This is a genomic window from Nocardioides sp. Soil777 (assembly GCF_001428425.1).
GTDB classification, from domain to species: domain Bacteria; phylum Actinomycetota; class Actinomycetes; order Propionibacteriales; family Nocardioidaceae; genus Nocardioides; species Nocardioides terrigena.
This window is the reverse complement of record NZ_LMSN01000004.1, coordinates 59,940-86,132: the sequence shown is the minus strand read 5'-3', so window position 1 is coordinate 86,132 and position 26,193 is coordinate 59,940. Positions and strand designations below refer to the sequence as shown.

33 protein-coding genes are annotated in these 26,193 nt (G+C 72.8%); 17 read left to right on the top strand and 16 right to left on the bottom strand.

The features are described 5' to 3' along the window. Nucleotides 1-19 precede the first annotated feature (19 nt). From trxA to ASG88_RS05405, 4 genes are all read right to left on the bottom strand, one after another. On the bottom strand, nt 20-382 hold the full coding sequence (gene trxA, locus ASG88_RS05420) for a thioredoxin (RefSeq protein ID WP_056886414.1): 363 nt from the start codon (nt 380-382) through the stop codon (nt 20-22). Nucleotides 383-472: 90 nt separating this feature from the next. Further along, nucleotides 473-964 carry a hypothetical protein gene (locus ASG88_RS05415; RefSeq protein WP_056886413.1) on the bottom strand — a complete coding sequence of 164 codons (492 nt, stop codon included), beginning with the start codon at nt 962-964 and terminating at the stop codon, nt 473-475. Further along, nucleotides 961-1,224: a metal-sensitive transcriptional regulator gene (locus tag ASG88_RS05410; protein WP_056886412.1), complete on the bottom strand. Its 264-nt coding sequence runs from the start codon at nt 1,222-1,224 to the stop codon at nt 961-963. The genes ASG88_RS05415 and ASG88_RS05410 overlap by 4 nt, the downstream gene beginning before the upstream one ends. Then, on the bottom strand, nt 1,224-1,622 hold the full coding sequence (locus ASG88_RS05405) for a DUF302 domain-containing protein (RefSeq protein ID WP_056886411.1): 399 nt from the start codon (nt 1,620-1,622) through the stop codon (nt 1,224-1,226). Before ASG88_RS05405 ends, ASG88_RS05410 begins: the two co-directional genes overlap by 1 nt. A gap of 133 nt (nt 1,623-1,755) precedes the next feature. On the opposite strand from ASG88_RS05405, the gene ASG88_RS05400 reads away from it, so the two are divergent. The 7 genes from ASG88_RS05400 to ASG88_RS05370 all read left to right on the top strand — a co-directional run bounded on the left by ASG88_RS05400 (nt 1,756) and on the right by ASG88_RS05370 (nt 8,295). Further along, nucleotides 1,756-2,073, top strand: a complete 318-nt coding sequence (locus ASG88_RS05400; protein WP_056886410.1) for a rhodanese-like domain-containing protein — start codon at nt 1,756-1,758, stop codon at nt 2,071-2,073. Further along, nucleotides 2,073-3,452, top strand: a complete 1,380-nt coding sequence (locus tag ASG88_RS05395) for an MBL fold metallo-hydrolase (RefSeq protein ID WP_056886409.1) — start codon at nt 2,073-2,075, stop codon at nt 3,450-3,452. Before ASG88_RS05400 ends, ASG88_RS05395 begins: the two co-directional genes overlap by 1 nt. Further along, nucleotides 3,449-4,276, top strand: coding sequence for a sulfite exporter TauE/SafE family protein (locus tag ASG88_RS05390; RefSeq protein WP_056886408.1), 828 nt, complete (start codon nt 3,449-3,451; stop codon nt 4,274-4,276). The genes ASG88_RS05395 and ASG88_RS05390 overlap by 4 nt, the downstream gene beginning before the upstream one ends. Nucleotides 4,277-4,345: 69 nt before the next feature. Next, on the top strand, nt 4,346-6,526 hold the full coding sequence (locus tag ASG88_RS05385; RefSeq protein WP_056886407.1) for an MMPL family transporter: 2,181 nt from the start codon (nt 4,346-4,348) through the stop codon (nt 6,524-6,526). Nucleotides 6,527-6,601: 75 nt separating this feature from the next. Further along, complete coding sequence (locus ASG88_RS05380; protein ID WP_056886406.1) at nt 6,602-6,784, top strand: hypothetical protein; 183 nt, start codon at nt 6,602-6,604, stop codon at nt 6,782-6,784. Nucleotides 6,785-6,908: 124 nt separating this feature from the next. Then, nucleotides 6,909-7,112, top strand: a complete 204-nt coding sequence (locus ASG88_RS05375; protein ID WP_056886405.1) for a DUF2892 domain-containing protein — start codon at nt 6,909-6,911, stop codon at nt 7,110-7,112. A 67-nt stretch (nt 7,113-7,179) separates the two neighbouring features. Beyond that, nucleotides 7,180-8,295 (top strand): FUSC family protein, encoded by a 1,116-nt coding sequence (locus ASG88_RS05370; RefSeq protein ID WP_056886404.1) that lies wholly within the window; start codon nt 7,180-7,182, stop codon nt 8,293-8,295. Nucleotides 8,296-8,317: 22 nt separating this feature from the next. Here ASG88_RS05370 and ASG88_RS05365 read toward each other — a convergent pair whose 3' ends face one another. The 3 genes from ASG88_RS05365 to ASG88_RS05355 are packed head-to-tail and all read right to left on the bottom strand — an operon-like array spanning nt 8,318 to nt 11,013. Continuing rightward, nucleotides 8,318-9,094 (bottom strand): FAD:protein FMN transferase, encoded by a 777-nt coding sequence (locus ASG88_RS05365; RefSeq protein ID WP_235534743.1) that lies wholly within the window; start codon nt 9,092-9,094, stop codon nt 8,318-8,320. Next, nucleotides 9,091-9,600 (bottom strand): FMN-binding protein, encoded by a 510-nt coding sequence (locus tag ASG88_RS05360; protein ID WP_056886403.1) that lies wholly within the window; start codon nt 9,598-9,600, stop codon nt 9,091-9,093. The genes ASG88_RS05365 and ASG88_RS05360 overlap by 4 nt, the downstream gene beginning before the upstream one ends. Before the next feature lie 57 nt (nt 9,601-9,657). Further along, nucleotides 9,658-11,013, bottom strand: a complete 1,356-nt coding sequence (locus ASG88_RS05355) for a ferric reductase-like transmembrane domain-containing protein (RefSeq protein WP_082599956.1) — start codon at nt 11,011-11,013, stop codon at nt 9,658-9,660. A gap of 104 nt (nt 11,014-11,117) precedes the next feature. Here ASG88_RS05355 and ASG88_RS05350 point away from each other — a divergent pair, with 104 nt between their 5' ends. Continuing rightward, nucleotides 11,118-12,110 carry a YihY/virulence factor BrkB family protein gene (locus ASG88_RS05350; protein WP_056886402.1) on the top strand — a complete coding sequence of 331 codons (993 nt, stop codon included), beginning with the start codon at nt 11,118-11,120 and terminating at the stop codon, nt 12,108-12,110. A 4-nt stretch (nt 12,111-12,114) separates the two neighbouring features. Here ASG88_RS05350 and ASG88_RS05345 read toward each other — a convergent pair whose 3' ends face one another. Next, entirely contained in the window at nt 12,115-12,540 is a 426-nt protein-coding gene (locus ASG88_RS05345) for a rhodanese-like domain-containing protein (RefSeq protein WP_056886401.1), read from the bottom strand. A gap of 49 nt (nt 12,541-12,589) precedes the next feature. On the opposite strand from ASG88_RS05345, the gene ASG88_RS05340 reads away from it, so the two are divergent. Then, nucleotides 12,590-13,207 carry a class I SAM-dependent methyltransferase gene (locus tag ASG88_RS05340; protein WP_056886400.1) on the top strand — a complete coding sequence of 206 codons (618 nt, stop codon included), beginning with the start codon at nt 12,590-12,592 and terminating at the stop codon, nt 13,205-13,207. Between the two features lie 60 nt (nt 13,208-13,267). Here ASG88_RS05340 and ASG88_RS05335 read toward each other — a convergent pair whose 3' ends face one another. Together ASG88_RS05335 and mca are read right to left on the bottom strand one after the other, a co-directional pair. Continuing rightward, nucleotides 13,268-13,528, bottom strand: coding sequence for a hypothetical protein (locus ASG88_RS05335; RefSeq protein WP_056886399.1), 261 nt, complete (start codon nt 13,526-13,528; stop codon nt 13,268-13,270). A gap of 60 nt (nt 13,529-13,588) precedes the next feature. Continuing rightward, nucleotides 13,589-14,446: a mycothiol conjugate amidase Mca gene (gene mca, locus ASG88_RS05330; RefSeq protein ID WP_056886438.1), complete on the bottom strand. Its 858-nt coding sequence runs from the start codon at nt 14,444-14,446 to the stop codon at nt 13,589-13,591. 152 nt (nt 14,447-14,598) lie between these two features. Here mca and ASG88_RS05325 point away from each other — a divergent pair, with 152 nt between their 5' ends. Then, nucleotides 14,599-15,027 carry a DUF4307 domain-containing protein gene (locus tag ASG88_RS05325; protein WP_056886398.1) on the top strand — a complete coding sequence of 143 codons (429 nt, stop codon included), beginning with the start codon at nt 14,599-14,601 and terminating at the stop codon, nt 15,025-15,027. Between the two features lie 236 nt (nt 15,028-15,263). Further along, on the top strand, nt 15,264-15,761 hold the full coding sequence (gene greA, locus ASG88_RS05320; protein WP_056886397.1) for a transcription elongation factor GreA: 498 nt from the start codon (nt 15,264-15,266) through the stop codon (nt 15,759-15,761). Between the two features lie 201 nt (nt 15,762-15,962). On the opposite strand, the gene ilvA is transcribed toward greA, so the two are convergent. The 5 genes from ilvA to ASG88_RS05295 all read right to left on the bottom strand — a co-directional run bounded on the left by ilvA (nt 15,963) and on the right by ASG88_RS05295 (nt 21,534). Continuing rightward, the gene (gene ilvA, locus ASG88_RS05315) at nt 15,963-17,183 is read right to left on the bottom strand and encodes a threonine ammonia-lyase (protein ID WP_056886396.1); all 1,221 of its coding nucleotides are present in this window, start codon (nt 17,181-17,183) and stop codon (nt 15,963-15,965) included. Further along, nucleotides 17,180-18,517 (bottom strand): AI-2E family transporter, encoded by a 1,338-nt coding sequence (locus ASG88_RS05310; protein ID WP_235534742.1) that lies wholly within the window; start codon nt 18,515-18,517, stop codon nt 17,180-17,182. The genes ilvA and ASG88_RS05310 overlap by 4 nt, the downstream gene beginning before the upstream one ends. A gap of 101 nt (nt 18,518-18,618) precedes the next feature. Continuing rightward, complete coding sequence (locus tag ASG88_RS05305; RefSeq protein WP_056886395.1) at nt 18,619-20,028, bottom strand: glutamate mutase L; 1,410 nt, start codon at nt 20,026-20,028, stop codon at nt 18,619-18,621. Continuing rightward, on the bottom strand, nt 20,025-20,345 hold the full coding sequence (locus ASG88_RS05300; protein ID WP_056886394.1) for a YidH family protein: 321 nt from the start codon (nt 20,343-20,345) through the stop codon (nt 20,025-20,027). The genes ASG88_RS05305 and ASG88_RS05300 overlap by 4 nt, the downstream gene beginning before the upstream one ends. Before the next feature lie 13 nt (nt 20,346-20,358). Then, nucleotides 20,359-21,534: a cystathionine gamma-synthase gene (locus ASG88_RS05295; protein ID WP_235534741.1), complete on the bottom strand. Its 1,176-nt coding sequence runs from the start codon at nt 21,532-21,534 to the stop codon at nt 20,359-20,361. Nucleotides 21,535-21,623: 89 nt separating this feature from the next. Between ASG88_RS05295 and ASG88_RS05290 the strand changes: the two genes are divergently transcribed. Both ASG88_RS05290 and msrA read left to right on the top strand, forming a co-directional pair. After that, on the top strand, nt 21,624-22,727 hold the full coding sequence (locus tag ASG88_RS05290; RefSeq protein WP_056886393.1) for a class I SAM-dependent methyltransferase: 1,104 nt from the start codon (nt 21,624-21,626) through the stop codon (nt 22,725-22,727). 67 nt (nt 22,728-22,794) lie between these two features. Next, the gene (gene msrA / locus ASG88_RS05285; protein WP_056886392.1) at nt 22,795-23,442 is read left to right on the top strand and encodes a peptide-methionine (S)-S-oxide reductase MsrA; all 648 of its coding nucleotides are present in this window, start codon (nt 22,795-22,797) and stop codon (nt 23,440-23,442) included. Between the two features lie 22 nt (nt 23,443-23,464). Here the strand turns inward: msrA and ASG88_RS22480 are convergent, their stop codons facing one another. After that, nucleotides 23,465-24,205, bottom strand: a complete 741-nt coding sequence (locus tag ASG88_RS22480; RefSeq protein WP_235534740.1) for a class I SAM-dependent methyltransferase — start codon at nt 24,203-24,205, stop codon at nt 23,465-23,467. Between the two features lie 231 nt (nt 24,206-24,436). Between ASG88_RS22480 and ASG88_RS05275 the strand changes: the two genes are divergently transcribed. From ASG88_RS05275 to ASG88_RS05260, 4 genes are all read left to right on the top strand, one after another. Further along, nucleotides 24,437-24,859 carry a hypothetical protein gene (locus ASG88_RS05275; RefSeq protein WP_056886390.1) on the top strand — a complete coding sequence of 141 codons (423 nt, stop codon included), beginning with the start codon at nt 24,437-24,439 and terminating at the stop codon, nt 24,857-24,859. 141 nt (nt 24,860-25,000) lie between these two features. Next, nucleotides 25,001-25,357 (top strand): YciI family protein, encoded by a 357-nt coding sequence (locus ASG88_RS05270; protein WP_056886389.1) that lies wholly within the window; start codon nt 25,001-25,003, stop codon nt 25,355-25,357. 42 nt (nt 25,358-25,399) lie between these two features. Continuing rightward, on the top strand, nt 25,400-25,744 hold the full coding sequence (locus ASG88_RS05265; protein WP_056886388.1) for an HIT domain-containing protein: 345 nt from the start codon (nt 25,400-25,402) through the stop codon (nt 25,742-25,744). After that, on the top strand, nt 25,741-26,184 hold the full coding sequence (locus ASG88_RS05260; protein ID WP_056886387.1) for a hypothetical protein: 444 nt from the start codon (nt 25,741-25,743) through the stop codon (nt 26,182-26,184). The genes ASG88_RS05265 and ASG88_RS05260 overlap by 4 nt, the downstream gene beginning before the upstream one ends. Nucleotides 26,185-26,193: the final 9 nt, after the last annotated feature.

Here is a 26,193-nt window from a genome sequence, read left to right as displayed (position 1 = left end):
GCGAGGTGGCGGGGCTCCATCAGGCGCTCTGCGGAGCGCCGTCAGCAGCCAGCTGGGCCATGTCCAGGCCCCGGATGCCCTCGATGAGCTGCTCGAGGGCGGTCGCGGGCAGCGCGCCCGGCTGGGAGAAGACGAGCTTCCCGTCCTTGAAGGCCATCAACGTCGGGATGGAGCTGATCTGGGCAGCGGCGGACAGGGCCTGCTCGGCCTCGGTGTCGACCTTGCCGAACACCAGGTCCGGGTGGGCCTCGGAGGCCGCCTCGAACACGGGCGCGAAGTTGCGGCACGGGCCGCACCACGATGCCCAGAAGTCGACGATGACCATGTCGTGCGAGGTGATGGTGGCCTCGAAGTTGTCGGCGCCGAGAGCGATGGTTGCCAAGGGGTCCTCCTTCGGTGGGCCGGGGTGGATGTCGGATGTGGCACCCGACCCCGGGGGTTTCCTCAAGGGTAGATACCCCCGGGGGTATTTTCAAACCCTCGCCGAAGAGCCCTCGCCCAGCAGCGACCGAGGCGCCCGACAGGACAGTTCGCCGAGCAGCCGGCTGCGCAGCGCCCAGAGGAGGACCACGACGGCGACGCCCTGCAGGACGGGCTGGAACGGCTCGAACCACGCGATCGCCCCGGCACTGCCGAGGGCGAGGAGGACGAGCTTGTTGCAGACGGGACAGCCCACAGCGACGTAGGTGAGGAGGCCACCGACCCACCCACCACGGCGACTCGAGGCACGGTCGGGCTGGGACGGGGCACGCACGTACGTCGCGGTGAGCAGCCCGCCGAGCAGCGAGGACACCAGCAGCGCCGGCCACGCCCACCACGTCGGCGGGACCTCGCGGCCGAAGACCGGGGTGTCGACCAGGTCGGTCGGCACGGCGACGACGAGGACGAAGACCACGGTCGCGGCCAGGGCGACCAGCCACCGGCGCAGGGGCCAGGCCAGGAGGACCGCCGTCGGCGTCCTCATGCGAGGGACAGGAAGAGCTTTTCCATCTTCTTGACGTCCACGCCGTCGATGCCGTCGCCGGCCGTCAGGCACTGCTGGAGACCGCTGGCCACGATGGCGAAGCCGGCCCGGTCGAGCGCCTTGGAGACGGCGGCGAGCTGGGTGACGACGTCCTCGCAGTCGCGCCCCTCCTCGAGCAGGCGCAGCACGCCGGCGAGCTGGCCCTGGGCCCGCTTGATGCGGTTGATGACGGGGGTCATCTCGGTGGGGTCGAGCTCCATCAGTCCTCCTGGGTGAGCGCGGCGAGGGCCGCGGTGATGCGTTGGCGGGCGTCCGCGGCCACCCGGCCGAGGGCGGGCTGGTCGGACATCCCCATCATGACGGCCGGGTCGAAGGCCTCCACGACCGTGGTGCCCTCGTCGAGCGACCGGACCACCACGTTGCAGGGCAGCACGGCGGCGATCGACGGGTCGACCTGGATCGCCTCGTAGGCGAGGGGCGGCCGGCACGCACCCAGGATCACCTGGGGCGGCAGCTCCACGTCGAGCTTGGCCTTCATGGTGGCCGCCAGGTCGATCTCCGTGAGGATGCCGAACCCCTGGTCGGCCAGCGCCTCCCGCGTCGCGGCGACCGCGTCGTCGTACGGCAGGGCCAGTGTCGTGCTCAGCGTGTAGTCCATCCGCCGATCATCTCCTCGATCCGTCGATTCCCCTAGGAGGCTGGAATACCCCCGGGGGTGTTTTGCATTCATCGTACATACCCCCTAGGGTATTTCCCAACAGCCCGAGAACCGCACCGCAGAGAGGAACCGCATGTCCGACCAGACTCCCGAGATCTCGCTCGAGGCGTACGCCGCCGAGCGTGAGACCGGCGTGACCATCGACGTCCGCGAGCGTGCGGAGTACGCCCAGGCCCACGTGCCCGGCGCGGTCCTCCTGCCCATGGGCCAGCTGGCCTCCCGCCTCGACGAGATCGACCGGACCGCCCGAGTCCACGTCATCTGCGCCTCGGGCAACCGCTCGAAGGCCATGACCGACCTCCTCGTCGCCTCCGGCTTCGACGCCGTGTCGGTGGCCGGCGGCACCCGCGGCTGGATCGAGTCCGGTCGCTCGGTGGGGGTGGGTCTGTGATGTCGAACCTCACCATCGTCCCCATCGAGACCCCCACGCTCGGGGACCGCAGCTACCTCGTGCACGACGGCGCGGTCGCATTCGTGGTCGACCCGCAGCGCGACATCGACCGCGTCCTCGCCCTGCTCGACGAGCACGGCGTGCGCCTCACCCACGTCTTCGAGACCCACATCCACAACGACTACGTCACCGGCGGCTTCGCCCTCGCGGAGCGCACCGGTGCCCAGTACCTCGTCAACGGCGAGGACGACGTGTCCTTCACGCGCACCCCCCTGGCGGACGGACAGGTCGTCGAGGTGGGTGGACGTATGCGCGTCACCGCGCTGGCAACCCCCGGCCACACGTTCACCCACCTCTCCTACGCCCTGACGGACACCGGCGCAGGACTCGACCAGTCGGTCGGCGTCTTCTCCGGCGGCTCCCTGCTGTACGGCGCGACCGGTCGCCCGGACCTCCTCGGTCCCGACCACACCCACGACCTGGTGCGCCACCAGCACGCGTCCGCCCACCGGCTGGCCGACCTGCTGCCCGACGACGCGGAGGTCTTCCCGACCCACGGCTTCGGCTCGTTCTGCTCGGCCACCCAGTCGGACGCGACCTCCTCGACCATCGGACGGGAGAAGCAGGCCAACCCCGTCCTGACCCAGGACGAGCAGACCTACGTCGACGAGCTGCTGGCCGGCCTCGGCCCGTGGCCGGCCTACTACGCGCACATGGCCCCGGCCAACGCCGCCGGCCCCTCCGAGCCCGACCTCTCCGCCCCGGCGGTCGCCGACGCGGCCGAGCTGCGGCGTCGCATCGAGGCCGGCGAGTGGGTCGTGGACCTGCGCAGCCGTACGGCGTTCGCCGCGGGCCACGCGCCCGGCACGCTCAACTTCGGGCTGGACGGCGGCTTCGCGACGTACCTCGGCTGGCTGGTCGCCTGGGGCACCCCGATCACCCTCCTCGGCGAGACCGCCGAGGACGTGGCCGAGGCCCAGCGCGAGCTGGTCCGGATCGGCATCGACCGGCCGGCCGCCCACGCGACCGGCGGCCCCGAGGACTGGAGCGACCGCGAGCTGAGCTCGTTCGCCACGGCGACCTTCGCCGACCTGGCCCAGGTCCGGCACCACCGCGAGGTGGTCGTCCTGGACGTGCGCCGGGCCGACGAGCACGACGCCGCGCGCATCGACGGGGCGGTCAACATCCCGCTCCACGAGCTCTGGGACCGCCTCGCCGAGGTGCCCGCGGGCGAGGTCTGGGTCCACTGCGCCGGGGGCTACCGCGCCTCCGTCGCGGCCTCGATGCTGGACGCGGCCGGTCGGTCGCTGGTCGCCATCGACGACTCCTTCGACAACGCCGAGCAGGTCGGGCTGCACCTGGTGGGGCCCGCGGCGTGACCCTCGCCCTCGCCGTCGTCGCCGGCGCGCTCATCGGGCTCAGCCTGGGCGCGCTCGGCGGGGGCGGCTCCATCCTCGCGGTCCCGGTGCTGGTCTACGCCCTCGACCAGAGCCCCGCCCAGGCCACCACCGGGTCGCTGGTGGTGGTCGGGGTGACCTCGCTGGTCGGGGCCGTCGCGGCCTACCGCGCGGGCAACGTCCTGCTCGCCCGCGGCGTGGCCTTCGGGCTCGTCGCGACCGGCGGCGCGATCGCCGGGGCACGGGCCTCGGCGGCCGTCCCCGAGGCGGTGCTGCTCGGCGCCTTCGCGGTGCTGATGCTCGCCGTGGGCACCCTGCTCGCCGTCCGCCAGTGGCGCGGCCGGCACGACGACCCCGCCGACCGGCCCGCCCGCCGACCGGGGCTCGACGACCCGATCATCACCTTCAGCCCGACCTTCGCCTGCCAGTGCCCGCGCGCCCTCAAGGTGCTCGTCACCGCCACGGCCGTCGGCCTGCTGACCGGCTTCCTGGGCGTGGGCGGCGGGTTCCTCGTCGTCCCGGCGCTGCTGGTCGCCCTCAGCCTGCCGATGGAGTACGCCGCCGGCACGTCGCTCGTCGTCATCACCCTGACCAGCGGCGTCGCGCTGCTGGCCCGCGCCGGCAGCGGCGTGGCCCCCGACTGGTGGCCGGTCGTCGCGCTCACCGCGGCCGCGGCCGTGGCCGCCGTCGTCGGCGCCCGGATCGCCGACCGGGCCGACACCCGTCGCCTGTCGGCCGCCTTCACCGGGCTCGTCCTGGCCGTCGCGGCCTACACCGCCGTCCAGGCCCTGCCCGCCCTCGTCTGACCCCCGTTTCCCGCACGCCCCTCTTCCGCACGACCTGACCCACGATCCCCGAGCAGAGAGAGCCTTCCCATGACGTCGACGGCCACCCGCCGCCACGCTGCCCGCCCTTCCCCCGACCCCGATCCCGACGGCCTCGGCTACCGCCCCGGTCCCCTCGGCCGCCTCGGTGTGTGGGTCACCCACCACCGCCGGATCACCGCCGGCGTGTGGCTGCTGCTCATCGTCGGCCTCGGCGCCTTCGCGCCCAAGGTCGAGGCCAACCTGTCCGGCGCCGGCTGGCAGGCCGACGGCTCGGAGTCCGTCGCCGTGCGCGAGCTGGCCCAGGAGAGCTTCGGCGGCAACGCCAGCTCGGCCATCCAGGTCGTCGTGCACAGCACCGACGGCCCGGTGACCGAGGGTCGCGGCCAGGACGTGCTCGCCGAGGCCACCGCCCTCCTCGAGGACGAGCCGCGCATCGCGGACGTCATCGCGCCGCAGCCGGGAGCCTCCCTCAGCCAGGACGGCGAGACCGCCGTGATCCTGGCCGGCGCGGGTGCCGACCCCAACGAGATGGTGCGCGTCGCCGACGACATCAAGGGCGAGCTCGAGGCCCTCTCCGGTGACGGCATCGAGGTCAACCCGACCGGCGCCTCGCTGCTCTGGTCGGACTTCAACGAGGCCAACCTCGACGCGATGCTCAAGTCGGAGATGATCTCCTGGCCGGTGACCATGGCGATCCTCGTGCTCGCCTTCGGCGCCCTCGTCGCCGCCGGCCTGCCCCTCATCCTGACCCTCGCGGGCCTGGTCGCCTCGGCCGGCTCCCTGGTGCTCATCAACGAGCTCGTGCCCGTGTCGATCTGGGCGATGAACTTCGCGATGATGTTCGCCCTCGCGCTCGGCATCGACTACGCGCTCTTCCTCGTGGTGCGCTTCCGGGCGGCCCGGATGGGCCACCACGAGACGCCACGGCAGGCGATCGCGGAGACCATGGACACCGCCGGCAAGGCCGTCCTGCTGTCCGGCATCACCGTGCTCGTCTCGCTGTCGGCCGTGATGCTCGTGCCCTCACCCGCCTTCCGGTCGATGGCCGGCGGCATCATGCTCGCGGTCACCTTCGTGCTGGCCGCCACGCTGACGCTGCTCCCGCTCGTGCTCTTCAAGCTCGACCACCGGATCAACAAGCTGGCCCTGAAGTGGGTCCACACCGGGGAGCACCGCTCGGCGCGGTTCGCGGCCTGGGGCGAACGCCTCTGGAAGCGCCCGGTGGCCTTCGGCCTCGCCTCGCTGATCGTCCTGCTCGCCCTCGCCGCCCCGGTCCTCGGCCTCAGGACGGCCATGCCCTCCATCCAGGTGCTGCCCGAGGAGGCCAGTGCCCGCGTCGGCTACGACCAGGTCAAGGACGCCTTCGGTGACGGCGCCCCCGGCACCCTCCAGGTGATCGCGGACCGCTCCGAGGCGAAGGCCACCACCGCGGCGCTCGCCGCCGACACCGGCATCGCCGGCGCCATGCCCGCCCAGCCCGCGGCCGACGACAGCGACCTGGTGCTCATCCAGGCCGTGCCGACCGTCGACCCCTCGGACCCCGAGCTCGGCGCGACCGTCGACCGCCTGCGGGACGACCTGCCGGAGTCGGCCCTGGTCGGCGGCGCGGCGGTGGAGAACCTCGACCTCAAGACCCAGCTCGACGAGTCCACGCCCCTCGTCATCGGCGTCGTCCTGGCGCTCGGCTTCCTGCTCCTGCTGGTCGCCCTCCAGGCCCCGCTGATCTCGCTGCTCGGGACCCTGGCCAGCCTGCTGTCCACGGCCGCGGCCTTCGGTGTCGCCCGCCTGGTCTTCCAGGAGGGGTACGGCGCGGGCCTGCTCGGGTTCGAGTCCCAGGGCTTCCTCGACGCCTGGGCCCCGGTGTTCTTCTTCGCGATGATCTTCGCCATCGCGATGGACTACACGGTCTTCCTGCTGGCGTCGGCCAAGGAGCACTACGAGCGCTCGGGTGACCCCCGCGAGGCGATGGTGGGCTCGCTGGCCCACTCGGGCCGGGTGATCTTCGCCGCCGGCGCCGTGATGGTCGCGGTGTTCTTCACCTTCGCCCTGTCCGGTCCGCTGCCGCCCAAGGAGATGGGCATCGTGCTGGGCGTCGCCGTCCTGCTCGACGCCTTCCTCGTCCGGCTGGTGCTGCTGCCCGTGATGCTGCGCCTCACCGGCAAGGCCGCCTGGTGGAGCCCGCGCTGGCTCACCCGGATGCTGCCGAAGATCACCTTCTCCCACGGCTGACCCCGTCACCCGCACCAGTCACAACACACCCGTCACACCCCGCACAGATCCCCCTCACAGGAACGGAGCACCACCATGTGCCGAGCAACTCGATGCAAGACCTGCGGCAAGACCACCTGGGCCGGCTGCGGCCAGCACGTCGGCCAGGTCAAGGCGGGCGTCCCCGCCAAGGACTGGTGCAACGGCCAGCACACGCCGGCGGAGAAGGCGGCCGCCGGCTCCGGCGGCGGCTTCCTCTCGAAGATCTTCGGCCGCTGACCCCCTGACCGGGTGGGGGGATGCCCTCCCCCGAGCGTCCCCCCACCCACCTCCTCCCCCTGACCGGGTGGGGGGATGCCCTCCCCCGAGCGTCCCCCCACCCACCCCCGATCGGAGACCCCCCATGAACGTCGACCGCGCCGTCCTCTCCCTGGCCGGCACCGTCATCCTCGTGAGCGTGCTGCTGAGCGCGCTCGTCTCGACGTGGTGGCTGCTGCTCACCGCGTTCGTCGGCCTCAACCTGCTCCAGTCCAGCGTCACCGGCGTGTGCCCGGCCGCGACGATCTTCCGCCGGCTCGGTCTCTCGACCGGCTGCGCGTTCCGTTGACCCGTCCCCCACCCGTCCGGGTCGGACGAATCGGGAGATGCCCCGTGGGATCCGTATGGTCGCTCGGATGAGCATGAACCTGAGGGAGAGGGTCGACGCCCGGCTGGGCGACCCGATCTGGTGGAACGACGTCCTGCAGCTCCTCAAGACGGTGCTGGCCGCCGTCACCGCGTGGGTGCTGGCCGCCAGCGTGCTGGACCTGCCGCAGCCCTTCCTGGCCCCCTGGGCCGCGCTGCTGGTCGTGCACGCGACCGTCTACCGGACGTTCTCCAAGGGCACCCAGCAGGTCGCCGCCACGGTGGTCGCGGTCCTGCTGGCGACCGTCGTGGGCGAGCTGATGGGGCTGAGCACCGCGGCCGTGGCGGTGCTGCTCGTCGTGGCCCTCGTGCTCGGCGCGGTCCCGTGGCTGGGCGCCGAGGCCACCACGATCGCGACCACCGGCCTGGTGGTGCTCACGACCGGGTTCGAGAGCGACGTGCTCCTCATCTCCCGGCTGCTCGACACCGCGATCGGTGTCGCGGTCGGGCTGCTGGTCAACGTGATCGTGTGGCCTCCGCTGCGTCGTCGTACGGCGGCCGAGGCGATGGACCGGATCGACGACAACATCGGCGTGCTGCTCGTCGACATGGCCGGCGGACTCGGCGACGGCTGCCAGGACGAGGACGTCGACGGCTGGATCGAGCGCAGCCGGGACCTCGACGGCGATGTCGACCAGGCGTGGTCCTTGGTGCGCCAGGCCCAGGAGAGCGCCCGGATGAACCCCCGCCGCTCCGCGCGACCGATGAAGGATCCGCAGCAGTGGCACGGCCTCCTTCGGCGCATGGAGCAGTCCGTCGCCGAGACCCGCAGCCTGGCCCGCACCCTGGGCAGCCAGTCGGCGCACAAGGAGACGTGGGGCGACGACTTCGCCCTCCCGTGGATCGACATGCTCGGCGACACGGGACGGGCGGCGAGTGCTGCCGACCCGGTCGCGATGCGCGCGGTGCGGGAGCGGCTCGAGGAGTTCGCCGAGGGCATGCGGACGACGGAGCGCTCGGCCGAGTGGCCGGTCTACGGCGCCCTGATCATCAACCTGCGCAACATCATCGACGCGATGGACGTGGTCGCCGAGGCCAACCCCATCGGCGGCCGGCGGCTGCCGCTGCGCGTCCCGGGCCTGCCGGGCGTGTCGTCGTCGGACTGACGCCGGCGGCGTACCGGACGGGTCAGACCACGTCGACCCGCCCGTCGGCCCAGACGACCAGGCCGCCACGGTCCGGGCGCGAGCGCAGCCAGGACAGGGCGCCCGGGCCGTGCGCGTACGCCGCGGTGGCGTCGATGTCGGCCGTCGTCAGGTCGGCGGCGACCACCGTGACGGACGCGACGTCGGTCGGCGGCCGGCCGCTGCGCGCGTCCACGACGTGCTGGCCCCGGTGCGCCGCACCGGAGGTCGCCACGGCGCCACGGCGGCAGGGGACGCGGGCCACGAGCGAGGCCGGGTCGTGCGGGTGCTCGATGCCGATCAGCCAGGGCTCCCCGCCGGGGTCGGCGGTCCAGCACGCGACGTCACCCCCGCCACCGAGGCAGGAGTCGGTCCCCGGGAGCTCCGCGAGGTGCCGGGCGGCGCGGTGCACCGCCCACCCCTTGACGACCCCGTCCGTGTCGAGCAGTGTGCGCCCGTCCGGGCCGGGTCGCCAGACGTCGAAGGCCCCCTCCGAGGCCGTGCGTGCCTCCTCGGCGAGGGCCAGCACCTCGCGCACCTCGGGCGGCGCGTCGGCGAGACGGGCACGCCCGGCGTTGTGGCGACTCACCCAGGAGTCGTCGCGGTAGCGGCTGAACACCGCGTCGACCTCGCGCAGGTCGGCCTGCACCTGCGCCCAGGCGGCGCGGGCCGCGTCGTCACCGGCGTGCCGACCGCGCAGGGCCACGCTGACGGGCAGCCCCATCACGTGGACGACGTCGCGCCACGTGGCCGCCCGGGGCGTCGTACGGGCCGCGCTCACAGCCCCGCCCGGTCCAGGGCGCTCTGCAGGGACTGCTGGTAGCCGGCGCTGGTGTACGTCGCCCCGCTCACCATGTCGATGTCGGCGCCCTGGGCCGTCATGGTGGCGTCGACCAGGATCGGCAGCGCGTAGTCGTTGATCTGGACGTCCTGGGGGTTGTCGTCGGGGTACTGCAGCACCGAGACCCCGGTGATCTGCGAGCCCGCCAGTCCCACCTCGACCTGGACCGGACCCCAGCGGGTCTGCACGGTGTCGCCGGTCACCGTGGTGCTGGCCGCGGTGCCGCCGGTGGAGCCGCCGGTGGAGCCCGCGCTCCCGGAGCCCGTGCCGTTCCCCGCCGCCGGTGCGGTGGACGACCCGGAGGTGGCGGGATCGGCCAGGACACCGGTGCTGTAGACCGACGTCGTGCTGGTCACGGCCAGCGGGCCGGCGAAGGAGGTGTGGTAGCCGGCGAGCAGCATCAGCACGGCGACCGTGCTGGCGAACCACAGGGCGATCCGTCTCATCTCGTCACCAGTCCCATCTCGTCACACGTCCCCATCTCGTCACACGTCCTCATCTCGTCACCAGCCGAACGCTTCGACATGGATGTGGGTCTCGCGCACCCCGGCCCGGCGCAGGTCGGCCACGACCAGGTCCGCCCACGGCGTCGGGCCGCAGACGTAGACGTCGCGTCCGGCGATGTCGGGCACCCAGTGCCGCAGGGCGACCAGGTCGCTGTAGCGGCCGGCGTGGGCGTCGCCCAGCCACGACCGGGGGCCGCGCCGACGACCGGGCAGGTGCAGGACGCGCACGCCCCGCGCGGCCAGGCGCTCGAGTTCGGCGGTGAAGGCGCCGGGCCCGCTCGAGCGGTGCAGCACCACGACGTCACCGTCCGGGGCGAGCTCCTCGGCCAGGGCCACCAGCGGCGCCGAGCCGACGCCGGCACCGATCAGCGCGACCTTGTCGCCGTGCCTGCTGCGGGGGCTGAGCCGGCCGTAGGGACCTTCGACGAGCACCCGGGTGCCGCGGGACAGCGTGGCGGTCGAGCCACTGCCGTCACCGACCGACTGGACGGTGATCCGCAGCCGACGCCCGTCGGGGGCGGCGGAGAGCGAGTAGGGGTTGGCCCGGGTCCAGCCGTCGCGTCCCAGGAAGCGCCAGCTCATCCACTGGCCGCCCTGCACCGGGAGCCGGTCCAGCCGGCGACCGGTCACGACGACCGACACCACGCCGGGCGTCTCCTCGACGACCTCCTCGACGCGCAGCCGGTGGCGCAGGTTGCGGCTCACCGGCAGCGCAACCCGCCAGACGAGCACGGCGCCCGCCGCCGCGCCCCACGCGGTCCACCAGAAGATCGCGCGCCCGGTCGAGGAGACGAGCTCCTGTCCGGTCCAGAGCTGGTGGGGCAGCGCGAGGCCGGCGCCGAGGTAGGCGTAGAGGTGCATGAGGTGCCACGACTCGTAGCGCAGCCGCCGCCGGGCCGCCCGGACGCTGGTGACGACGACGAGCACGAGGGCCACGAAGCCGGCGTCCGCGAGGAGCAGCGCCGGGTAGGTGCGGGTGAGGTCCCACAGCTCGGCGGGCCACCGCAGCAGCGACCCCGCGGCGTACCCCCAGGTGATGAGGACGACGTGCGCGAGCATCAGGTTGAACGACGTGAAGCCGACGGTCCGGTGCACGTGGGCGAGGCGGTCCTGGCCGAACGCCCGCTCGAGCACCGGCACCCGGGCCATCAGCAGCACCTGGGCGAGCAGGAGCACCGACGCGACCAACCCGGTCCAGCGCCCGAGCGACGTCAGGGCCGTCGTCCAGCCCGCGAGGTCGCCGAGCCCACCCCCGTCGATCCACCACCAGGTCACCAGGGCCAGCGAACCCCCGAGCACGGTCGCTGCCGCGCGGCGTACGGCCAGGTCGAGGGTGGCACGGCTCGGGGTCATGGGCTCAGGCTGGTGCGCGTTGCTGGCACCCCCATGGGGTGGACCTGTGAGGAGGCTGTGGGTCCGCCGCCGGCCCGCCCGGGGCCGATCCATAGGGTGCGTCCATGACGACCGCCCGCACCGTCCCCGTCACCACCGAGATGGACGGTGACGAGCTCGACGCGATGGACGCGTGGCACCTCGCCCGCCAGCACGGGCTGAGGAAGATCGCGGTCGAGTCCTTCGTCCGGTTCCGGTACGGCGACGGCTTCACCAACTCCCGCGCCCTCGCCCTCCAGGCGTGCCTCGCGGTCGTGCCGTTCCTGCTGGCGCTGACCGGGCTCGCCGCCGACCTCGACGAGGAGCGACCCGCCCAGGTCGTCGCCCACGTCGTCGACTCGCTGTCGCCCGGGGCGGGCAGCAGCGACGCCCTGACGTCGGCGGTGGAGAAGTCCGACGAGTCCGAGCGCGCCGGCGAGGTGGCCCTCGTCTTCGGCCTCGGCTTCGCGCTGATCTCGATGACCACCGCGATGGCGCAGGTGGAGCGGGGTGCCAACCGCATCTACGGCATCCGCCGCGACCGTGCGGCGCGGGCCAAGTACGGCCGGGCGGCGGTGCTCACCGGGGTGCTCGCCGGCCCCGTCGGCATCGGCTTCCTGATGATCGTCGGCGGTGGCGCCTTCGGGGACGCGATGGCGGACAACTACGGCTGGTCGGAGACCACGCTGCAGTGGTGGAACGTGCTGCGCTGGCCGATCGGGCTCACCCTCCTGGTCTTCACCATCGCGGTGCTGCTCGACCACGCCCCACGCCGGCGGCAGCCGGCACTGTCGTGGCTGGCGCTGGGGTCGGGCATCGCCGTCGTGCTCAGCGCCCTGGCCACCGTCGGGCTGGCCCTCTACGTGTCGTTGAGCGGCTCGTTCGGCAGTGTTTACGGCCCGCTCGCCGGCGTCTTCGCCCTGCTGCTGTGGGCCCTGCTGTCCTCGATCGCCTTCTTCTTCGGCACCGCCGTGTGCGCCCAGCTCGAGGCGCTGCGCGCCGGTCAGGTCGACCCGGCGCTCGCCGATCCCGGGCGCCCGCACGCGCACACGGTCGGCGACCACCCCGACCTGGACTGACGGATCAGCCGCCGGTCACGACCGGGCCCACGACGTCGGCCACGTCCTCGAGGCCACCCGCGTTGTGGACGTCGGTGAAGCCCAGCTCGGTCATCCGCGCGAGGGCCTCGCCGGCCCGGCGGCCGGAGGCGCAGTAGAGGACGTACGCCGCGTCGCGGTCCAGCGGCTCGACCGCGGCGTCGAAGTCGCCGGACTCCCACGGGATCGACTCCGCACCCTCGACGTGGCCGGCGGCGTACTCGTCGGGGTTGCGCACGTCGACCAGGCTCGCGCCGGAGTCGACGAGGGCGCGGGCCTCGTCGGGGGTCATGACCTCGGCACCGGCTGTCGACGACTCCGACGTCGTCGGCTCCGGCTCGGGGTCGCTGTCGCCCGCGCAGCCCGTGAGGACGGCGAGCAGGGCCAGGGCGGTCAGGAGGGTGCGGATCACCTCGCCATCATGGCAAGCCGCCCCACGGCCACGGGGCTAGCGTGGCTCCATGGACGCAGCGGAGTGGGACGCCAGGTATGCCGACACGGACCTCGTGTGGTCGCGAGGGCCCAACGCCTTCGTCGAGGCCGAGTGCTCGGCCCTGCCTCCGGGGCGCGCCGTCGACCTGGCCTGCGGCGAGGGACGCAACGCCATCTGGCTGGCCTCGCGCGGCTGGGACGTGACCGCGGTCGACTTCTCGCAGGTCGCGCTGGACAAGGGCCGGCAGCTCGCGGGTGACCGCTCTGCCGGCGGTTCCGTCGACTGGGTGTGTGCCGACGCGACCGCGTGGCGGGGCGAGGGCTACGACCTCGCAGTCGTCGCCTACTTCCAGGTGCCGGCGACCGATCGTCGGACGGCGGTGCGACACGTCGTGGAGTCGCTGCGGCCCGGCGGCACGCTGGTGTGGGTGGGCCACGACAGCACCAACCTCGCCGAGGGCACCGGCGGCCCCCAGGACCCACGCGTGCTGATGACCGCCGAGGACCTGCTCGCCGACCTCGAGGGCATCGCGGTGGACGTCCAGCGGGCGGAGCGGGTGGCGCGCGTCGTCACCACCGCGGACGGGCACGGCGCCGAGGCCGAGCGGACGGCGTGGGACTGCTTCCTCCGGCTCCGTCGGGCCTGAGGTCCTGCGGCGTCGCCCGACGTACAGGCGCGCGGACGAGCACTGCTGCCCGCCTGCTGATCAGCGGGTGGGCTCGTCCCGCTCGGCCGCGTCCATCTCGGCCCTGGCCCGCGCCTCGGCCTCCCGGTCGACCGGCTCGTCGCCGTACAGGCCCAGGTCCTTGGCCGACTGCGCCTTGCGCAGCTGGCGGACCAGGCTCCAGCCGAGCCCGGCGACCGCCAGGGCGAGCAGCAGGAAGATGATCAGCGCCGTCCAACCGGCCTTGACGTCCTCCGGCTCGGGAGTCTTGTCGGTGAGCGTGATCAGCAGCAGGTCCAGCATGGCTCCAGTATCCGTCAGGCCCCCACACGCAGCGTCATCAGGGCCGCGATCCGACAGCGATCAGGGCACCGCGTCCGGGGTGATGCCGGCGAAGAGGTCGTCCTCGGGGGTGGGCGAGTCGACGTGGCTGACCACGAGCTCGTAGTCCTCGGTGGGCCACGTCGACTGCTGGATCTCGCGCGGGATCGCGAACCAGAAGCCGTCCGGGTCGATCTGGGTGGCGTGCGCGAGCAGGGCCTGGTCACGCACCCCGAAGTAGTCACCGCAGGGCACCCGGGTGGTGATCCGGTTGTCCCAGTCGTGGTCGCGCTCCCAGTTCTCCAGGCGCTCGGTGTAGGGCGACTCGAGGTCGTGGGCGAGCATCGCCTCGTGGAGGGCGTTGATCTTCGCCCAGCTCCAGCCGTGGTGGTAGTAGAGCTTGAGCGGCTGCCAGGGCTCCCCCGCGTCGGGGTAGCGCTCGGGGTCGCCGGCGGCCTCGAAGGCCGCCACGCTCACGAGGTGGCACTGGATGTGGTCGGGGTGCGGGTAGCCGCCGTTCTCGTCGTACGTCGTGACGACGTGCGGGCGGAAGGAGCGGATCAACGCGACCAGCCGCTCGGCGGCCTCCTCGACCGGCACCAGCCCGAAGCAGCCCTCGGGCAGCGGGGGCTTGGGGTCGCCCTCGGGCCAGCCCGAGTCGACGAAGCCCAGCCAGTCCTGGCGCACCCCGAGGATGTCGCGGGCCCGCTCCATCTCCTGGCGCCGGATCTCGGTGATGTTCTCGAGGATGTCGGGCCGCTCCATCTTGGGGTTGAGGATCGACCCGCGCTCCCCTCCGGTGCACGTCGCGACGTGGACGTCCACACCCTCCGCGACGTACTTGGCGGTCGACGCGGCCCCCTTGCTCGACTCGTCGTCCGGGTGGGCGTGCACGTGCATCAGGCGCAGGCCGGCGCGCGGCCCGCGACCGCTCGGGGACCCGCTCGCGTCCTCCGCCCTGGGGAGGACGGGGCTGCCGTCGAACGTGGACCGGGCGGTGCTGGTGGGGGTCTCCTGCGGCATGGTTGGAGCCTAGTTCCTAGGCTGGGGGCGTGAACGCACCACCGCCCGCCACCCCGCCGGCCCCGCCGTCGGCCACCGACCTGGCCGAGCGGTACGGCGCGCCCGCGCCGTGGCGGCGTACGGCGCTCGTCGCGGGGGTCGCGGTCCTCGCCCTGGTCTTCGTCGGCTGGGTGGCCTGGGCAGCGTGGTTCCACGGCACCCCGGCGGTCGAGTCCGAGCTCACCGCCTACGACGTCGCGGGCGAGCACGCCGCCACCGCCGTGGTGGAGGTGGACCTCGACGAGGGCGCCGACGCGAGCTGCCGGGTGCGCGCGCTGGCGGAGGACCACAGCACCGTCGGGGAGCTCGCGTTCGCGCCCACCGACGGGCGCAACGAGGTCGAGGTCCGCACCGAGCGCCGGGCCACCAGCGTCGAGCTCGTCGGGTGCACGACCCCCGACCAGCAGCGCCCCCGCTGACCCCCCGCCACCCGGAGCCACACCCCCTGCCCACCCCCCGCCCACCCCCCCGGGACGGCGGTGGACCTGCGCGGGCAGGCTTCAGTTGCTAATGTGGCAGACCTGCCCGACCGGCAGCGCCGGCCCGTCGTCGGCCGCGAGCGCACCGCACGTACGCAGACCAGCACCACCACCACCCACGCTGGGTGCGGATCGTCGCATCCACACAGCTCTTCGATCCACGTAGGAGTACACCCATGACCCAGGACGCCGGCACCATCTGGCTCACCCAGGACGCCTTCGACAAGCTCCAGGCCGAGCTCGAGGACCTCAAGGGTCCCCGCCGCCAGGAGATCATCGAGAAGATCTCCGCCGCGCGCGACGAGGGCGACCTCAAGGAGAACAGCGGCTACCACGCCGCCAAGGACGAGCAGGGCAAGCAGGAGGCCCGCATCCGTCAGCTCGAGGACATGCTCCGCCGCGCCGAGGTCGGCGAGACGCCGGCCAACGACGGCATCGTCGAGCCCGGCATGGTCGTCACCGTCCGCCTCACCGACTTCGAGGAGGAGGAGAAGTTCCTCCTCGGTGCCCGCGAGAACCTCGCCGAGGGCGACAAGCTCGACGTCTACTCCCCGCAGTCGGCGATGGGTGCCGCGATCAACGGCAAGTCCAAGGGCGAGACCGTCACCTACGAGGCCCCCAACGGCAAGGCCGTGACCGTCGAGATCCTCGACGCGGAGCCCTACCACTCCTGATCTACCGCGACGGGCCGCAGCACGCGCCCGTCGTACGACGCAGTGACCGCCACGAGGCCGGTCGGGCCCAGGCCCGACCGGCCTCGTGCGTGCTCGGGCGGGCGCACCGGTGGCGCGGACGGTGTCGAGTGTGCGTGGAAGCACGGCCCCGACGGCCGGGACGGTGCTTCCACGCACAGTGAGCGACGTGGGTGAGCGGGCTCAGGTGTAGACGCGGTAGCCGCGCTCGCGCAGCCGGTTCATCACGGTCTGGGCGTGCTCCGACCCCCGGGTCTCGAGCTGGATCAGCACCTCGACCTCGGTGAGGGCCAGGGTCGGTGAGATCCGCTCGTGGGCGACCTCGAGCACGTTGGCACCCGCGTCGCCGACCTCGTGCAGCAGGCCGGCCAGGCCGCCGGGCAGGTCGGGGATCACGACCCGGAGGTAGAGGTAGCGGCCCGCGGCGACCAGCCCGTGGCGGATCACCTTGCTCAGCAGCAGCGGGTCGATGTTGCCGCCCGACAGGACGGCCACGGCCGGCGTCTCGAAGGCGGTCGGGTCGTCCAGCACCGCGGCGACGGCAGCCGCCCCGGCCGGCTCCACGACCATCTTGGCCCGCTCGACCAGGGCCAGCAGGGCGCGCGAGAGCGACTCCTCCGAGACGGTGATGATGTCGTCGCAGTGCTCCTGGACCGCCGCGAACGTGATGTCGCCGGGCCGGCCGACCGCGATGCCGTCGGCCATCGTGGTCATCGACTGCAGCGGCACCGGACTGCCGACCCGCAGCGACTCCGGGAAGGCGGCGGCACCCTCGGCCTGCACACCGACGACGCGTACGTCGGGTCGCGCGGCCTTGATGGCGATGGCCATGCCGGCCAGCAGTCCCCCGCCGCCGGTCGGCACCAGCACCGTGCGGACCCCCGGCTCCTGCTCGAGCACCTCGAGGCCGGCGGTGCCCTGCCCCGCGACGATGTCGCGGTGGTCGAAGGGGTGGATCAGGACCGCCCCGGTCTCGTCGGCGAAGCGACGCGCCTCGACGAGCGCGTCCTCCAGGTAGCGGCCGTGGAAGCGCACGTCCGCGCCGTACCCGCGGGTCGCCTTCTCCTTGGGGATCGGCGCTCCCTCGGGCATGAAGACGGTCGACCTGATCCCCAGCGTGCTCGCGGCGAGCGCGACGCCCTGGGCGTGGTTGCCCGCGCTGGCAGCGACGACGCCGTGCCTGCGCTCCTCGGCCGAGAGCCGGGAGATGCGCACGTAGGCGCCGCGGATCTTGAAGGACCCGGTGCGCTGGAGGTTCTCGCACTTGAGGCTGACCGGTCCCCCGGCCAGCGCGGAGAGCCAGCGCGACTCCTCCATCGGGGTCCGCACCGCGATGTCGGCGAGCACCTCGCGTGCCTCCTCGATGTCGGCGAGCGTCACGGGTCCGGTGGGCTGGTCAGTCACTGCTGCGTTCCTCGTCGTCCTGATGGGTCGTCCTGCTGCGTCGTGATGACGGAGTCGTCCTGCGGATCACGGTCGAGGCCATCCTCGACCTCCTGTTCCTCGTCGTCGGTGGTCACCGGCGACTCGAAGTCCTCCGGGTCCTGCTCGCGGGCCAGGTGGTTGACCACCGCGTTGCCGGCGGCGGCCAGGGGTACGGCGATCAGCGCTCCCGCGATGCCCGCCACGAGCACGCCGCAGCCGATGGCCACGATGACCCCGAGCGGGTGCAGGGAGACGAAGCGGCCCATGAGGAACGGCTGGAGGATGTGTCCCTCGATCTGCTGCACCAGGATCACCCCGCCGAGCATCAGCAGGGCGGTGATGGGTCCCTGGTCGACGAGCGCGACGAGGACCGCGACGGTGCCGGCGACGGTGGCGCCCACCATCGGGACGAAGGCCCCGAGGAAGACCAGCACGCCGATCGCGAGCACGAAGGGCACGCCCAGGATCGCGGCGACGATGGTGATGCCGATGGCGTCGGCCATGGCCACCAGCACGGTGGCCCGCACGAACTGGGTGAGCGAGATCCAGGCGACGCGCCCCGAGCCGTCGACGTGCTCACGAGCGGCCCGCGGCGCCAGGTGCACCAGCCACGCCCAGATGCGGCCGCCATCGGCGAGGAAGAAGTAGGTCGCGAAGAGGATGATGAAGAAGCCGGCCACGACGTGCCCGACGACGGTCCCGACCTCGGTGACCCGGGTGACGGCCCCACCCTCACCGGTCGACTCCGTGATCGCGCGCTGGGTCGACTCGATCCAGCCGTCGAGCTGGCTGTCGCTCAGGTTGAGCGGCCCCGACAGGAGCCACTCGCGGACCTGGCCCAGTCCCTCGACGACCGAGGCGGCGAGGTCCTGCGCACCCCGGGCGACCTGCTGGCCCACGTAGGTCAGCAGCAGCCCCACGACCGCGATGCCCACGATCATCACCAGTCCCGTCGCCAGGGACCGGGGCACCCGGACGGCCTGCAGGCGGTCGACGGCCGGACCGACGAGCGCGGCGATCAGCAGCGCGATGGCCAGGGGCAGCGTGATCACGGCGAAGTAGGCGAGCACCCAGGCGGCTCCGAGCGCCGCCGCGGCGATGATGATGAGGCGCCACGACCAGGCCGCGGCGAGGTCGAGCCCCCACGGGACCTGGGCGCGGCTGAAGTTGCTGGTCCCGGTGGTGATGGGGACCGGCTCGGGGCGACGCTCGGCGCGGAGCAGCGCCCACTGCTGGAGGAGCTGGGAGGTCAGCCGCTCGCGCCGGGAGTCCTCGTCCCCGTCGTCGACTCCCCCACCGGGTGCGCCGCCCACGGTCGCGCCACTGTCGGTGGTACTGCTGGTGGCACTGCCGGCCGGTCCTGCGCGGCCCACGTCCTCCGGGCTCACCGGTTCGTCTCCCTCACGGATGCAGGCTACTCACCGTCTCCGCTGGCCAGTCGCTGCACCAGCCGGTGCGCGGCGGCGGGGTGCTCGGCGACGAGCAGGCCGGCGGCGGCGAGCACGTAGTCGTGGTCCACGACGACCCGGGGTGCGCGCGGCAGCTGCCACCCGCCCTCGACGTGCTCGCCCGTGCTGGGCGCGAGCACGCGTCGTACGACGCCGTCGGCGCCGTGCCGCAGCACGCCGCCCGACCCGACCAGCAGGTCGACCTCGCGCAGGTCCTTGCCGGTGCGCTCCACCACCCGCCCCTCGGGGCTGACGACGACCTTGCTGCGACCGGCGTGGCGCTTGAGGGCGAGGTCGACCGCGGCCCGCGCGATGGCCTCGTCCACCTCGCGCTCGGTGTCCTCGTGCCGCGGGTCGTCGGCGGGCAGGAAGCCGGGATCCGTACGACGCCGCGCGGCCGCCGCGGCCAGGTGGTCGAGGCCGGCCTCCTCGACCGTGCTGACCGCCGACCAGCGCATGCCGAGGTCGCCCTCGACGGTGCGGGTGACCGGGGTCAGGGCGACGACGTCGCGAGCGAGGCCGGCGTCTTCCGGGTCGAGCTCGACGACGCTGTGCACGTCGGTGGTGGCGCCGCCGATGTCGACGACGACGACGTCACCCGCTCCCGGCTGCTCCGGCCCGAGACCGCGGGAGAGCAGCTCGACGCCGGTGAGCACGACGTCGGGGGTGGCGCCCCGGACCATCGCGGTGAAGTCATCCCCCCGCGAGCTCAGGTGCTTGCCGCCGATGACGTGCGACAGGAACATCTCCCGGATCGCGGCCCGGGCGCTGTCGGGGGCGAGGACCCCGATGCGGGGCACGACGTTGTCGGCCAGCACCACGGGCAGCCCGGCGAGCACGGCGGCCACCTCGGTCTGGGCCTCCGCGTTGCCGGCGACCACGACGGGTCCCCGCCAGCCACCCTCGACGATCCCGCGCGCGGCGGCCAGCAGCGGCTCGGCGTTGCCGCCGTCGGTGCCACCGGTGAGCAGCACGACGTCGGGCTCCGCGAGGTCGGCGAGGTCGTCGTGGCGGCTGATCGCGCGGACGGCGACGACCTTGCCGCCGCTCGACAGTGCCACCCGACGGCCGGCCTCGGCGGTGACGAGCTCCTCGTTGCCGACGACGGCGATCCGCAGCCCGCCGCCGGCGCTGGAGCACGCGAGCACCACGGCGTCCGCGGCGCGGGCGTCCCGGAGGGCCAGCGACGCCAGGCACGCGTCGTACCCGTCGAGCACGTCACCGGCGCCGTGGGCGTCCGGCAGCGTGGTCGGGTGGCTCGCGGCGGCCACGATCGCGCCCTCCTCGACGTCGACCAGCGCCGCCTTGGTGAAGGTGGAGCCGAAGTCGACGCAGACGACGGTGCTTGCCGGGGCGGCTGCGCCGGGGCCGCTCATCCGACGAACACGCTGGCGGTGCCCGCCACGACGGCGAGGAGGACGCCCGCGGTCATCACGGCGAGGGTCAGGGTGCGGGTCGGCAGCGTCTCGCCGCGACGGATCGCCTGGTCGGCCGCGCGGAAGTGCGAGAAGCCGGCGATGCCCGAGAGCGCCGCCGACGCGAGGAGGATCAAGGACAGCGTCGTGGTCGCCACCGACTCGTCGAAGAGGTGGAACACCGCCACCCCGGCCGCGACCAGCCCGATGGCGGTCCGCACCCACGCGAGGAAGGTGCGCTCGTTGGCGAGCGTGAAGCGGATGTCGGGCTCGGCCATCGCAGTGCTCCCGTCAGCTCGCGCTGGTGCCCAGGGCACGGTCGAGGTCGGCCAGCAGGTCCTCGACGGTCTCGATCCCGACACTGAGGCGGACGAGGTCGTCGGGCACCTCGAGGTCGGTGCCTGCGACGCTCGCGTGGGTCATCCGGCCGGGGTGCTCGATGAGCGACTCGACGCCGCCGAGCGACTCCCCGAGGGTGAAGACCTCGGTCGACTCGCAGACCCGCAGGGCCTGCTCGACGCCGCCGGTGACGCGGAAGGACACCATCCCGCCGAAGCGCTTCATCTGCTTCGCGGCCACCGCGTGGCCCGGGTGGGACTCCAGGCCGGGGTAGATGACCTCGCTGACGGCTGGGTGGGAGGCGAGGAAGTCGACGACCTTCTCCGCGTTGTCGCAGTGCCGGTCCATCCGCACGCCGAGGGTCTTGAGCCCGCGGTGGGTCAGGAAGCAGTCGAAGGGACCGGCGACGGCGCCCATGGCGTTCTGGTGGAACGTGATCGCCTCGGCCAGCTCGTGGTCGCGGACGACGAGCGCGCCGCCGACGACGTCACTGTGCCCCCCGACGTACTTGGTCGTGGAGTGGACGACCACGTCGGCGCCGAGGGTGAGCGGCTGCTGGAGGTAGGGCGAGGCGAAGGTGTTGTCGACGACCAGCAGCGCGCCGGCGTCGTGGGCGACCGAGGCGAGGGCCTCGATGTCGCCGATGGTGAGCATCGGGTTGGTGGGCGTCTCGACCCAGACCAGCTTGGTGCGACCCGGCTGGACGGCGGCGCGGACGGCGTCGACGTCGCTCACCGGGGCCGGGCTGTGGTCGAGGCCCCAGACCTTCTCGACCTTGTCGAAGAGCCGGAACGTGCCGCCATAGGCGTCGTCGGGGATGACGGCGTGGTCGCCGGGCCGGGTGAGGGCGCGGACCAGGGTGTCCTCGGCGGCCAGCCCGCTGGCGAAGGCGAAGCCGCGCTCCCCCATCTCGACGGCCGCCAGGGCACCCTCCAGCGCGGTGCGCGTCGGGTTGGCCGAGCGGCTGTACTCGTAGCCGCCGCGCAGCCCGCCGACACCGTCCTGCTTGTAGGTGCTGGTGGCGTAGATGGGCGGGATCACCGCTCCGGTCATCTCGTCCGGTTCGTAGCCCGCGTGGATCGCCCGCGTCTCGAAACCGGCCTTGCTCGCGTGTTCGTGGGAGGTCACGGGATCGAGGGTAGACCCGGCGTTCGTCGGCCCCGAACCTCGTCGGGCAAATGCCTTTCCACCCGTCCACGGCAGCGGGACCATCGAGGATGACCACCTCCACCGACACCCCGCCCGACAGCTCCGCCGAGGGCCCTGCCACCGCTCCTGCCGAGGCCGCCGCAGAGCGGGTCCTCGGCGCGATCCTCGGCGCCGTCGACCTGCTCTCGATGTACCTCGGGGACCGCCTCGGCTACTACCGGAGCCTGGCCGACGAGGGCCCCGCGACCGCCACCGAGCTGGCGGCCCGCACCGGCACGGACCCGCGCTACACGCGGGAGTGGCTGGAGCAGCAGGCCGTCACGTCGCTCCTCACCGTCGAGCAGTCCCTCGATCCCGTCTTCGCGCTGCCGGACGGGATGCGTGAGGTGCTGACCGACGCGTCCAGCCTGGACTACCTCGCCCCCGTCGCGCGCCTCATAGCGTCCGTCGGGCCGGTCCTCCCCCACCTGCTCCGTGCCTATCGCGACGGCAGCGGCGTGAGCTGGGACGACCTCGGCGACGACGCGCGGATGGGCCAGGCGGACGCCAACCGCCCCTGGTACGAGCACCGGCTCGCCGGGGCGCTGGCGTCCGTCCCCGACCTCCACGAGCGGCTCTCCGCTCCCGGCGCCCGGATCCTCGACGTGGGCTTCGGCGGCGGTTGGTCGACGATCGCGCTGGCCCGGGCCTACCCGTCGGCGACGCTCACCGGGGTCGACATCGACGAGCCGTCCGTCGCGATGGCACGCACCCACGCGGCCGCCGCCGGGCTCGCCGACCGGATCACGTTCACGCTCGGCGACGCGGGCAGCCTGGAGGGCGAGGGGTACGACGCGGCGTTCGCCTTCGAGTGCGTCCACGACATGCCCCGCCCGGTCGAGGTGCTCGCGGCCGTCCACCGCGCGCTGGCCCCGGGCGCACCGCTGGTGGTGATGGACGAGGCGGTCGCCGACGAGTTCGCGCCGCACGGCGACGAGGTGGAGCGGCTGATGTACGGCTTCAGCCTCTTCGTCTGCCTGCCCGACGGCCTCTCCTCGCCGCCGAGCGTCGGCACCGGGACCGTGATGCGGCCCTCGACCCTCGCGGCGTACGGGCGCGACGCGGGCTTCTCCACGTGCGAGACGCTGCCGATCGAGGACTTCGGGTTCTGGCGGTTCTACCGCCTGCAGTGAGCCGCCCAGGGGTGACCGCCCCGAGGCGCTCCCGGCCCGCCCTTGTCCGCCCGGGGAGAATGGGGACATGTTCGGATTCGGCAAGCCCTCCACCCTCCCCTCCCCCGACGAGGCCCTCCCGGGCCGCGACTCCTCCCCGTGGACGCTCGGCGAGCACGTCGTCCTCAAGACCCCGGTCGTCACCGACGACGTGCCGGACGGCCACGAGGTCGCCATCTTCGGTCTCGGCTGCTTCTGGGGCGCCGAGGAGATCTACTGGCAGGTCCCCGGCGTCTGGTCGACGTCGGTCGGCTACGCGGGCGGCCACACCGCGCACCCGTCGTACGACGAGGTCTGCTCGGGCCGCACGGGCCACACCGAGGCCGTGCGCATCGTCTTCGACCCGTCGGTGGTGTCGTACGCCGATCTCGTCAAGAGGTTCTTCGAGATCCACGACCCGACGCAGGGCATGCGCCAGGGCAACGACGTGGGCACGCAGTACCGCTCGGCCCTCTACGTCACGACGCCCGAGCAGGAGGAGACCGCGCGCGAGCTGACCAAGGTGTACGGCGACGAGCTCGCCCGCCGCCGCCTCGGGTCGATCACCACCGAGATCCGGCCGGCGTCCGAGGCGGGCTACTACTACGCCGAGGACCAGCACCAGCAGTACCTCGCGAAGAACCCGTTCGGCTACCGCTGCCACGCCAACACCGGGGTCAGGTTCCCGGGCAGCTGACCGACCCCCACCGACCTGGCCGTCAGTCGCCCAGCACCGCCTTGAAGGTGAGATGCCCCATGAGGTTGGGCCGCCCGAGCCAGTAGGCGCCTCGGCTCCACACCGTCGCCAGCCCCGTCAACCTGTTCGGGAGGTAGGGCTCGTAGGAGCGCGGGAGATCCCACATCCGGAACTCCACCTCGGAGAATCCGGCGTGCTCGAGATGGCGACTGACGGAGCGGATGCTGTTGATCCGGTACTCGGTGTGGACGTGGTACTCGCCGACCTCCTCGGGGTTGCGCACCCGTCGGAGCAGCCACTCGTCGAGCCCGAGACGGGACGTCGCCCACGTCGTGAGCCCGAAGTAGTGCCACTGGTTGATAGTGAGCGCCATGAACGCGCCGCCCGGCTTGAGCACACGAGCCGCGGCTTCGGTGAACCCGACCGGGTCGGCGACGTGCTCCATGACGAAGACCGCGAAGGCGACGTCGAAACGACCCGCGTGCTCGTGGGCGAAGTCCTCCAACGGCAGCTGGAAGCGCTCGTCCGCCTCGCTGTTGGCCTCCACCCGGGCACTCGGGTCCACTGCGACGAGTAGCGCCGCGCGACGTCTGATGCGTGGGAAGTCACCCGACGCGTTGCAGCCACCCCCAACATTGAGGACCGCGGCACCACGTGGGGTCGAATCGGCGACCCAGCCGGCGAAGTGACGGACAGGACGCTCCGGGGGCGCGATCACGGCGACCGTTGTCGTTATCCGCCTCCGGCGCGAATGCACTGACATCGACGTCACCACCCCAGCACATTGTGCGCCGTCCTGGTGGTTCGCGGCCATGGGAATGCTGGGCGACCGATCGGCGCCGTACTGGCCGCACACGGCGACGTGATGGCGTGCGCTTTCACCCGCGCCGGGGGAGGCGGACCCTCCGCGGCCTCGACAACATCGATGCCTCGGCTGCGTGCCCTCGGTGCACGTCAGCGCCGATCGAGCAGGGCCGGATGAGAGGCACACGGGATGCGCAAGGTAGCGGCAATCACGTCCATCGCGGTCGGCATCGTCATGAGCATCGCCGGGATCGTCGCCTGGGTGGTCGTCTCCACCACCCTGGAGGACCAGAGGATCACGGTCGCCGACGACGCGAACTGTGCAGCAGGTGACGGCGTGAACGGTCCCATCTCGGCGTTCTGCCAGGCGGACATCATCGATCACCACACCCAGGAGATCACAGGCGGGAAGACGTACGCCGAGCTGGCGCAGGACGACCCGACGCGTGCGACCGCGATGGACTCCGCGTTCCTTCAGGCCTCGCTCTTCACCTCGGTCGTCGCCTTCGGCGTTGCAGGCATGGCGTTCGTGCTGGGAATCGTCCTGACCCTGATCGGCCTGGCGTTGCGTGCGCCCGCACCCGTCGCCTCCGGGACCACCACCTCGACGTGATGGCACGGTCGACCAAGGCGTCGCCGGGGCCGGAGCTCCTCAGTAGGCTCGAAAGCTCTTGACGGGGTGTCGATTCCGGTCGCGCTCGCCCGTCACACCGGTGGAGGGGGCCGTAGGGGCCGCCCGGGCAAGGGAGTGGACATGACCGAGTACCTCATCTACTTCAACCAGCAGTGGGTGGGCGACCACACCGCGGAGTGGTTCGAGAGCCGCGGCCCCACGTCCATGGCCGTCATCGACGAGATGAAGGCCGCCGGTGTGCTGATCTACGCCGGCGGGCTCGAGGAGGGCGCGACGCCCTTCAGCGCCGACGCGACCAGCGGCACGGTGGTGATCACCGACGGCCCGTACGTCGAGACCACGGAGTTCCTGGGTGGCCTCACCATCGTCGACGTCGAGGACGAGGAGGCCGCCCGGATGTGGGCGGGGAAGCTCGCGGTGGGTTGCGGGTGGCCCCAGGAGGTACGCCGCTTCGCGCCGATACCCGACATCCAGTAGCCGTTCGCGCCCGCCGACCGTCGGTGGGTGTCAGGATCGAGCATGGCCTCGGGCGACTACACCGGTGACGACTTCTACTGCGACGTCGCGCTGGCCGACCCCTCGTCGCTCGACGTCGTCCACGACGGGGTGGCCGTGCTCGCCTACCACCACACCCGGCCCTACTGGCCCGTGCACGTCGTCGTCGTGCCGAAGGTCCACGTGCCCTCGTTCACCGACCTGACGGGAGCCGACGAGGACGTGCTGCGCGAGCTGCTGGAGGTCGTCCAGCTGGTCGCGCGGGGCCTCGAGGTCGAGCACGGCGAGGCCCGGGTCCTCACCAACCTGGGTCGCTACCAGGACTCCAAGCACCTGCACGTCCACGTCGCGAGCGGTGAGCACGTGTGACCTCGACCCCCGCCGCGTCCCGCACCGGCCTGGCCGCCCTCGCCGTGCTCCTGCTGTCGGCGAGCGGCTGCGGCGCCCAGCGGCCGACCGAGGAGCCCGTGGACTCCTCCGGCGGGCCGGTCATCACACCGGCCGAGCCGTGGGAGTCGTACCCGCTGGCCGAGGTGGGTGGCGACCTCGCCCTGCGCGAGGGATGCCTCCTGCTCGGCGACGAGCTGGTCTTCTGGCCGCACGGCACGACCTTCGACGAGTCAGCCGGCTCGGTGGTGTTCGCGGACGGCCCACCTGCGGTGGTGGGCACCTCCTTCACCGGAGGGGGCGGGCACTACCCGGCGGGGACCGACTTCACGGCATGGCTGGGTGCCGAGACCGGCGAGGCCATCTCGGCGTGCCAGCAGTCGACGGGTGTCTCCAGGGTGGTCTTCGCCTATCCGGCGTGATCCTGCGTC

Coding starts and splice junctions, on each gene's coding strand:
- ASG88_RS05300 (WP_056886394.1), bottom strand. CDS start 20,345: ATGGCCGAGCCCGACATCCGCTTCACGCTCGCCAACGAGCGCACCTTC.
- ASG88_RS05360 (WP_056886403.1), bottom strand. CDS start 9,600: ATGAGACGGATCGCCCTGTGGTTCGCCAGCACGGTCGCCGTGCTGATG.
- ASG88_RS05340 (WP_056886400.1), top strand. CDS start 12,590: ATGGACGCAGCGGAGTGGGACGCCAGGTATGCCGACACGGACCTCGTG.
- ASG88_RS05375 (WP_056886405.1), top strand. CDS start 6,909: ATGAACGTCGACCGCGCCGTCCTCTCCCTGGCCGGCACCGTCATCCTC.
- ASG88_RS05415 (WP_056886413.1), bottom strand. CDS start 964: ATGAGGACGCCGACGGCGGTCCTCCTGGCCTGGCCCCTGCGCCGGTGG.
- ASG88_RS05410 (WP_056886412.1), bottom strand. CDS start 1,224: ATGGAGCTCGACCCCACCGAGATGACCCCCGTCATCAACCGCATCAAG.
- ASG88_RS05275 (WP_056886390.1), top strand. CDS start 24,437: ATGCGCAAGGTAGCGGCAATCACGTCCATCGCGGTCGGCATCGTCATG.
- ASG88_RS05290 (WP_056886393.1), top strand. CDS start 21,624: ATGACCACCTCCACCGACACCCCGCCCGACAGCTCCGCCGAGGGCCCT.
- ASG88_RS05265 (WP_056886388.1), top strand. CDS start 25,400: ATGGCCTCGGGCGACTACACCGGTGACGACTTCTACTGCGACGTCGCG.
- ASG88_RS05395 (WP_056886409.1), top strand. CDS start 2,073: ATGTCGAACCTCACCATCGTCCCCATCGAGACCCCCACGCTCGGGGAC.
- greA (WP_056886397.1), top strand. CDS start 15,264: ATGACCCAGGACGCCGGCACCATCTGGCTCACCCAGGACGCCTTCGAC.
- ASG88_RS05355 (WP_082599956.1), bottom strand. CDS start 11,013: ATGACCCCGAGCCGTGCCACCCTCGACCTGGCCGTACGCCGCGCGGCA.
- ASG88_RS05385 (WP_056886407.1), top strand. CDS start 4,346: ATGACGTCGACGGCCACCCGCCGCCACGCTGCCCGCCCTTCCCCCGAC.
- ASG88_RS05305 (WP_056886395.1), bottom strand. CDS start 20,028: ATGAGCGGCCCCGGCGCAGCCGCCCCGGCAAGCACCGTCGTCTGCGTC.
- ASG88_RS22480 (WP_235534740.1), bottom strand. CDS start 24,205: ATGTCAGTGCATTCGCGCCGGAGGCGGATAACGACAACGGTCGCCGTG.
- ASG88_RS05270 (WP_056886389.1), top strand. CDS start 25,001: ATGACCGAGTACCTCATCTACTTCAACCAGCAGTGGGTGGGCGACCAC.
- ASG88_RS05350 (WP_056886402.1), top strand. CDS start 11,118: ATGACGACCGCCCGCACCGTCCCCGTCACCACCGAGATGGACGGTGAC.
- ASG88_RS05370 (WP_056886404.1), top strand. CDS start 7,180: ATGAGCATGAACCTGAGGGAGAGGGTCGACGCCCGGCTGGGCGACCCG.
- ASG88_RS05405 (WP_056886411.1), bottom strand. CDS start 1,622: ATGGACTACACGCTGAGCACGACACTGGCCCTGCCGTACGACGACGCG.
- mca (WP_056886438.1), bottom strand. CDS start 14,446: ATGCACGTGCACGCCCACCCGGACGACGAGTCGAGCAAGGGGGCCGCG.
- ASG88_RS05400 (WP_056886410.1), top strand. CDS start 1,756: ATGTCCGACCAGACTCCCGAGATCTCGCTCGAGGCGTACGCCGCCGAG.
- ASG88_RS05380 (WP_056886406.1), top strand. CDS start 6,602: ATGTGCCGAGCAACTCGATGCAAGACCTGCGGCAAGACCACCTGGGCC.
- ASG88_RS05335 (WP_056886399.1), bottom strand. CDS start 13,528: ATGCTGGACCTGCTGCTGATCACGCTCACCGACAAGACTCCCGAGCCG.
- msrA (WP_056886392.1), top strand. CDS start 22,795: ATGTTCGGATTCGGCAAGCCCTCCACCCTCCCCTCCCCCGACGAGGCC.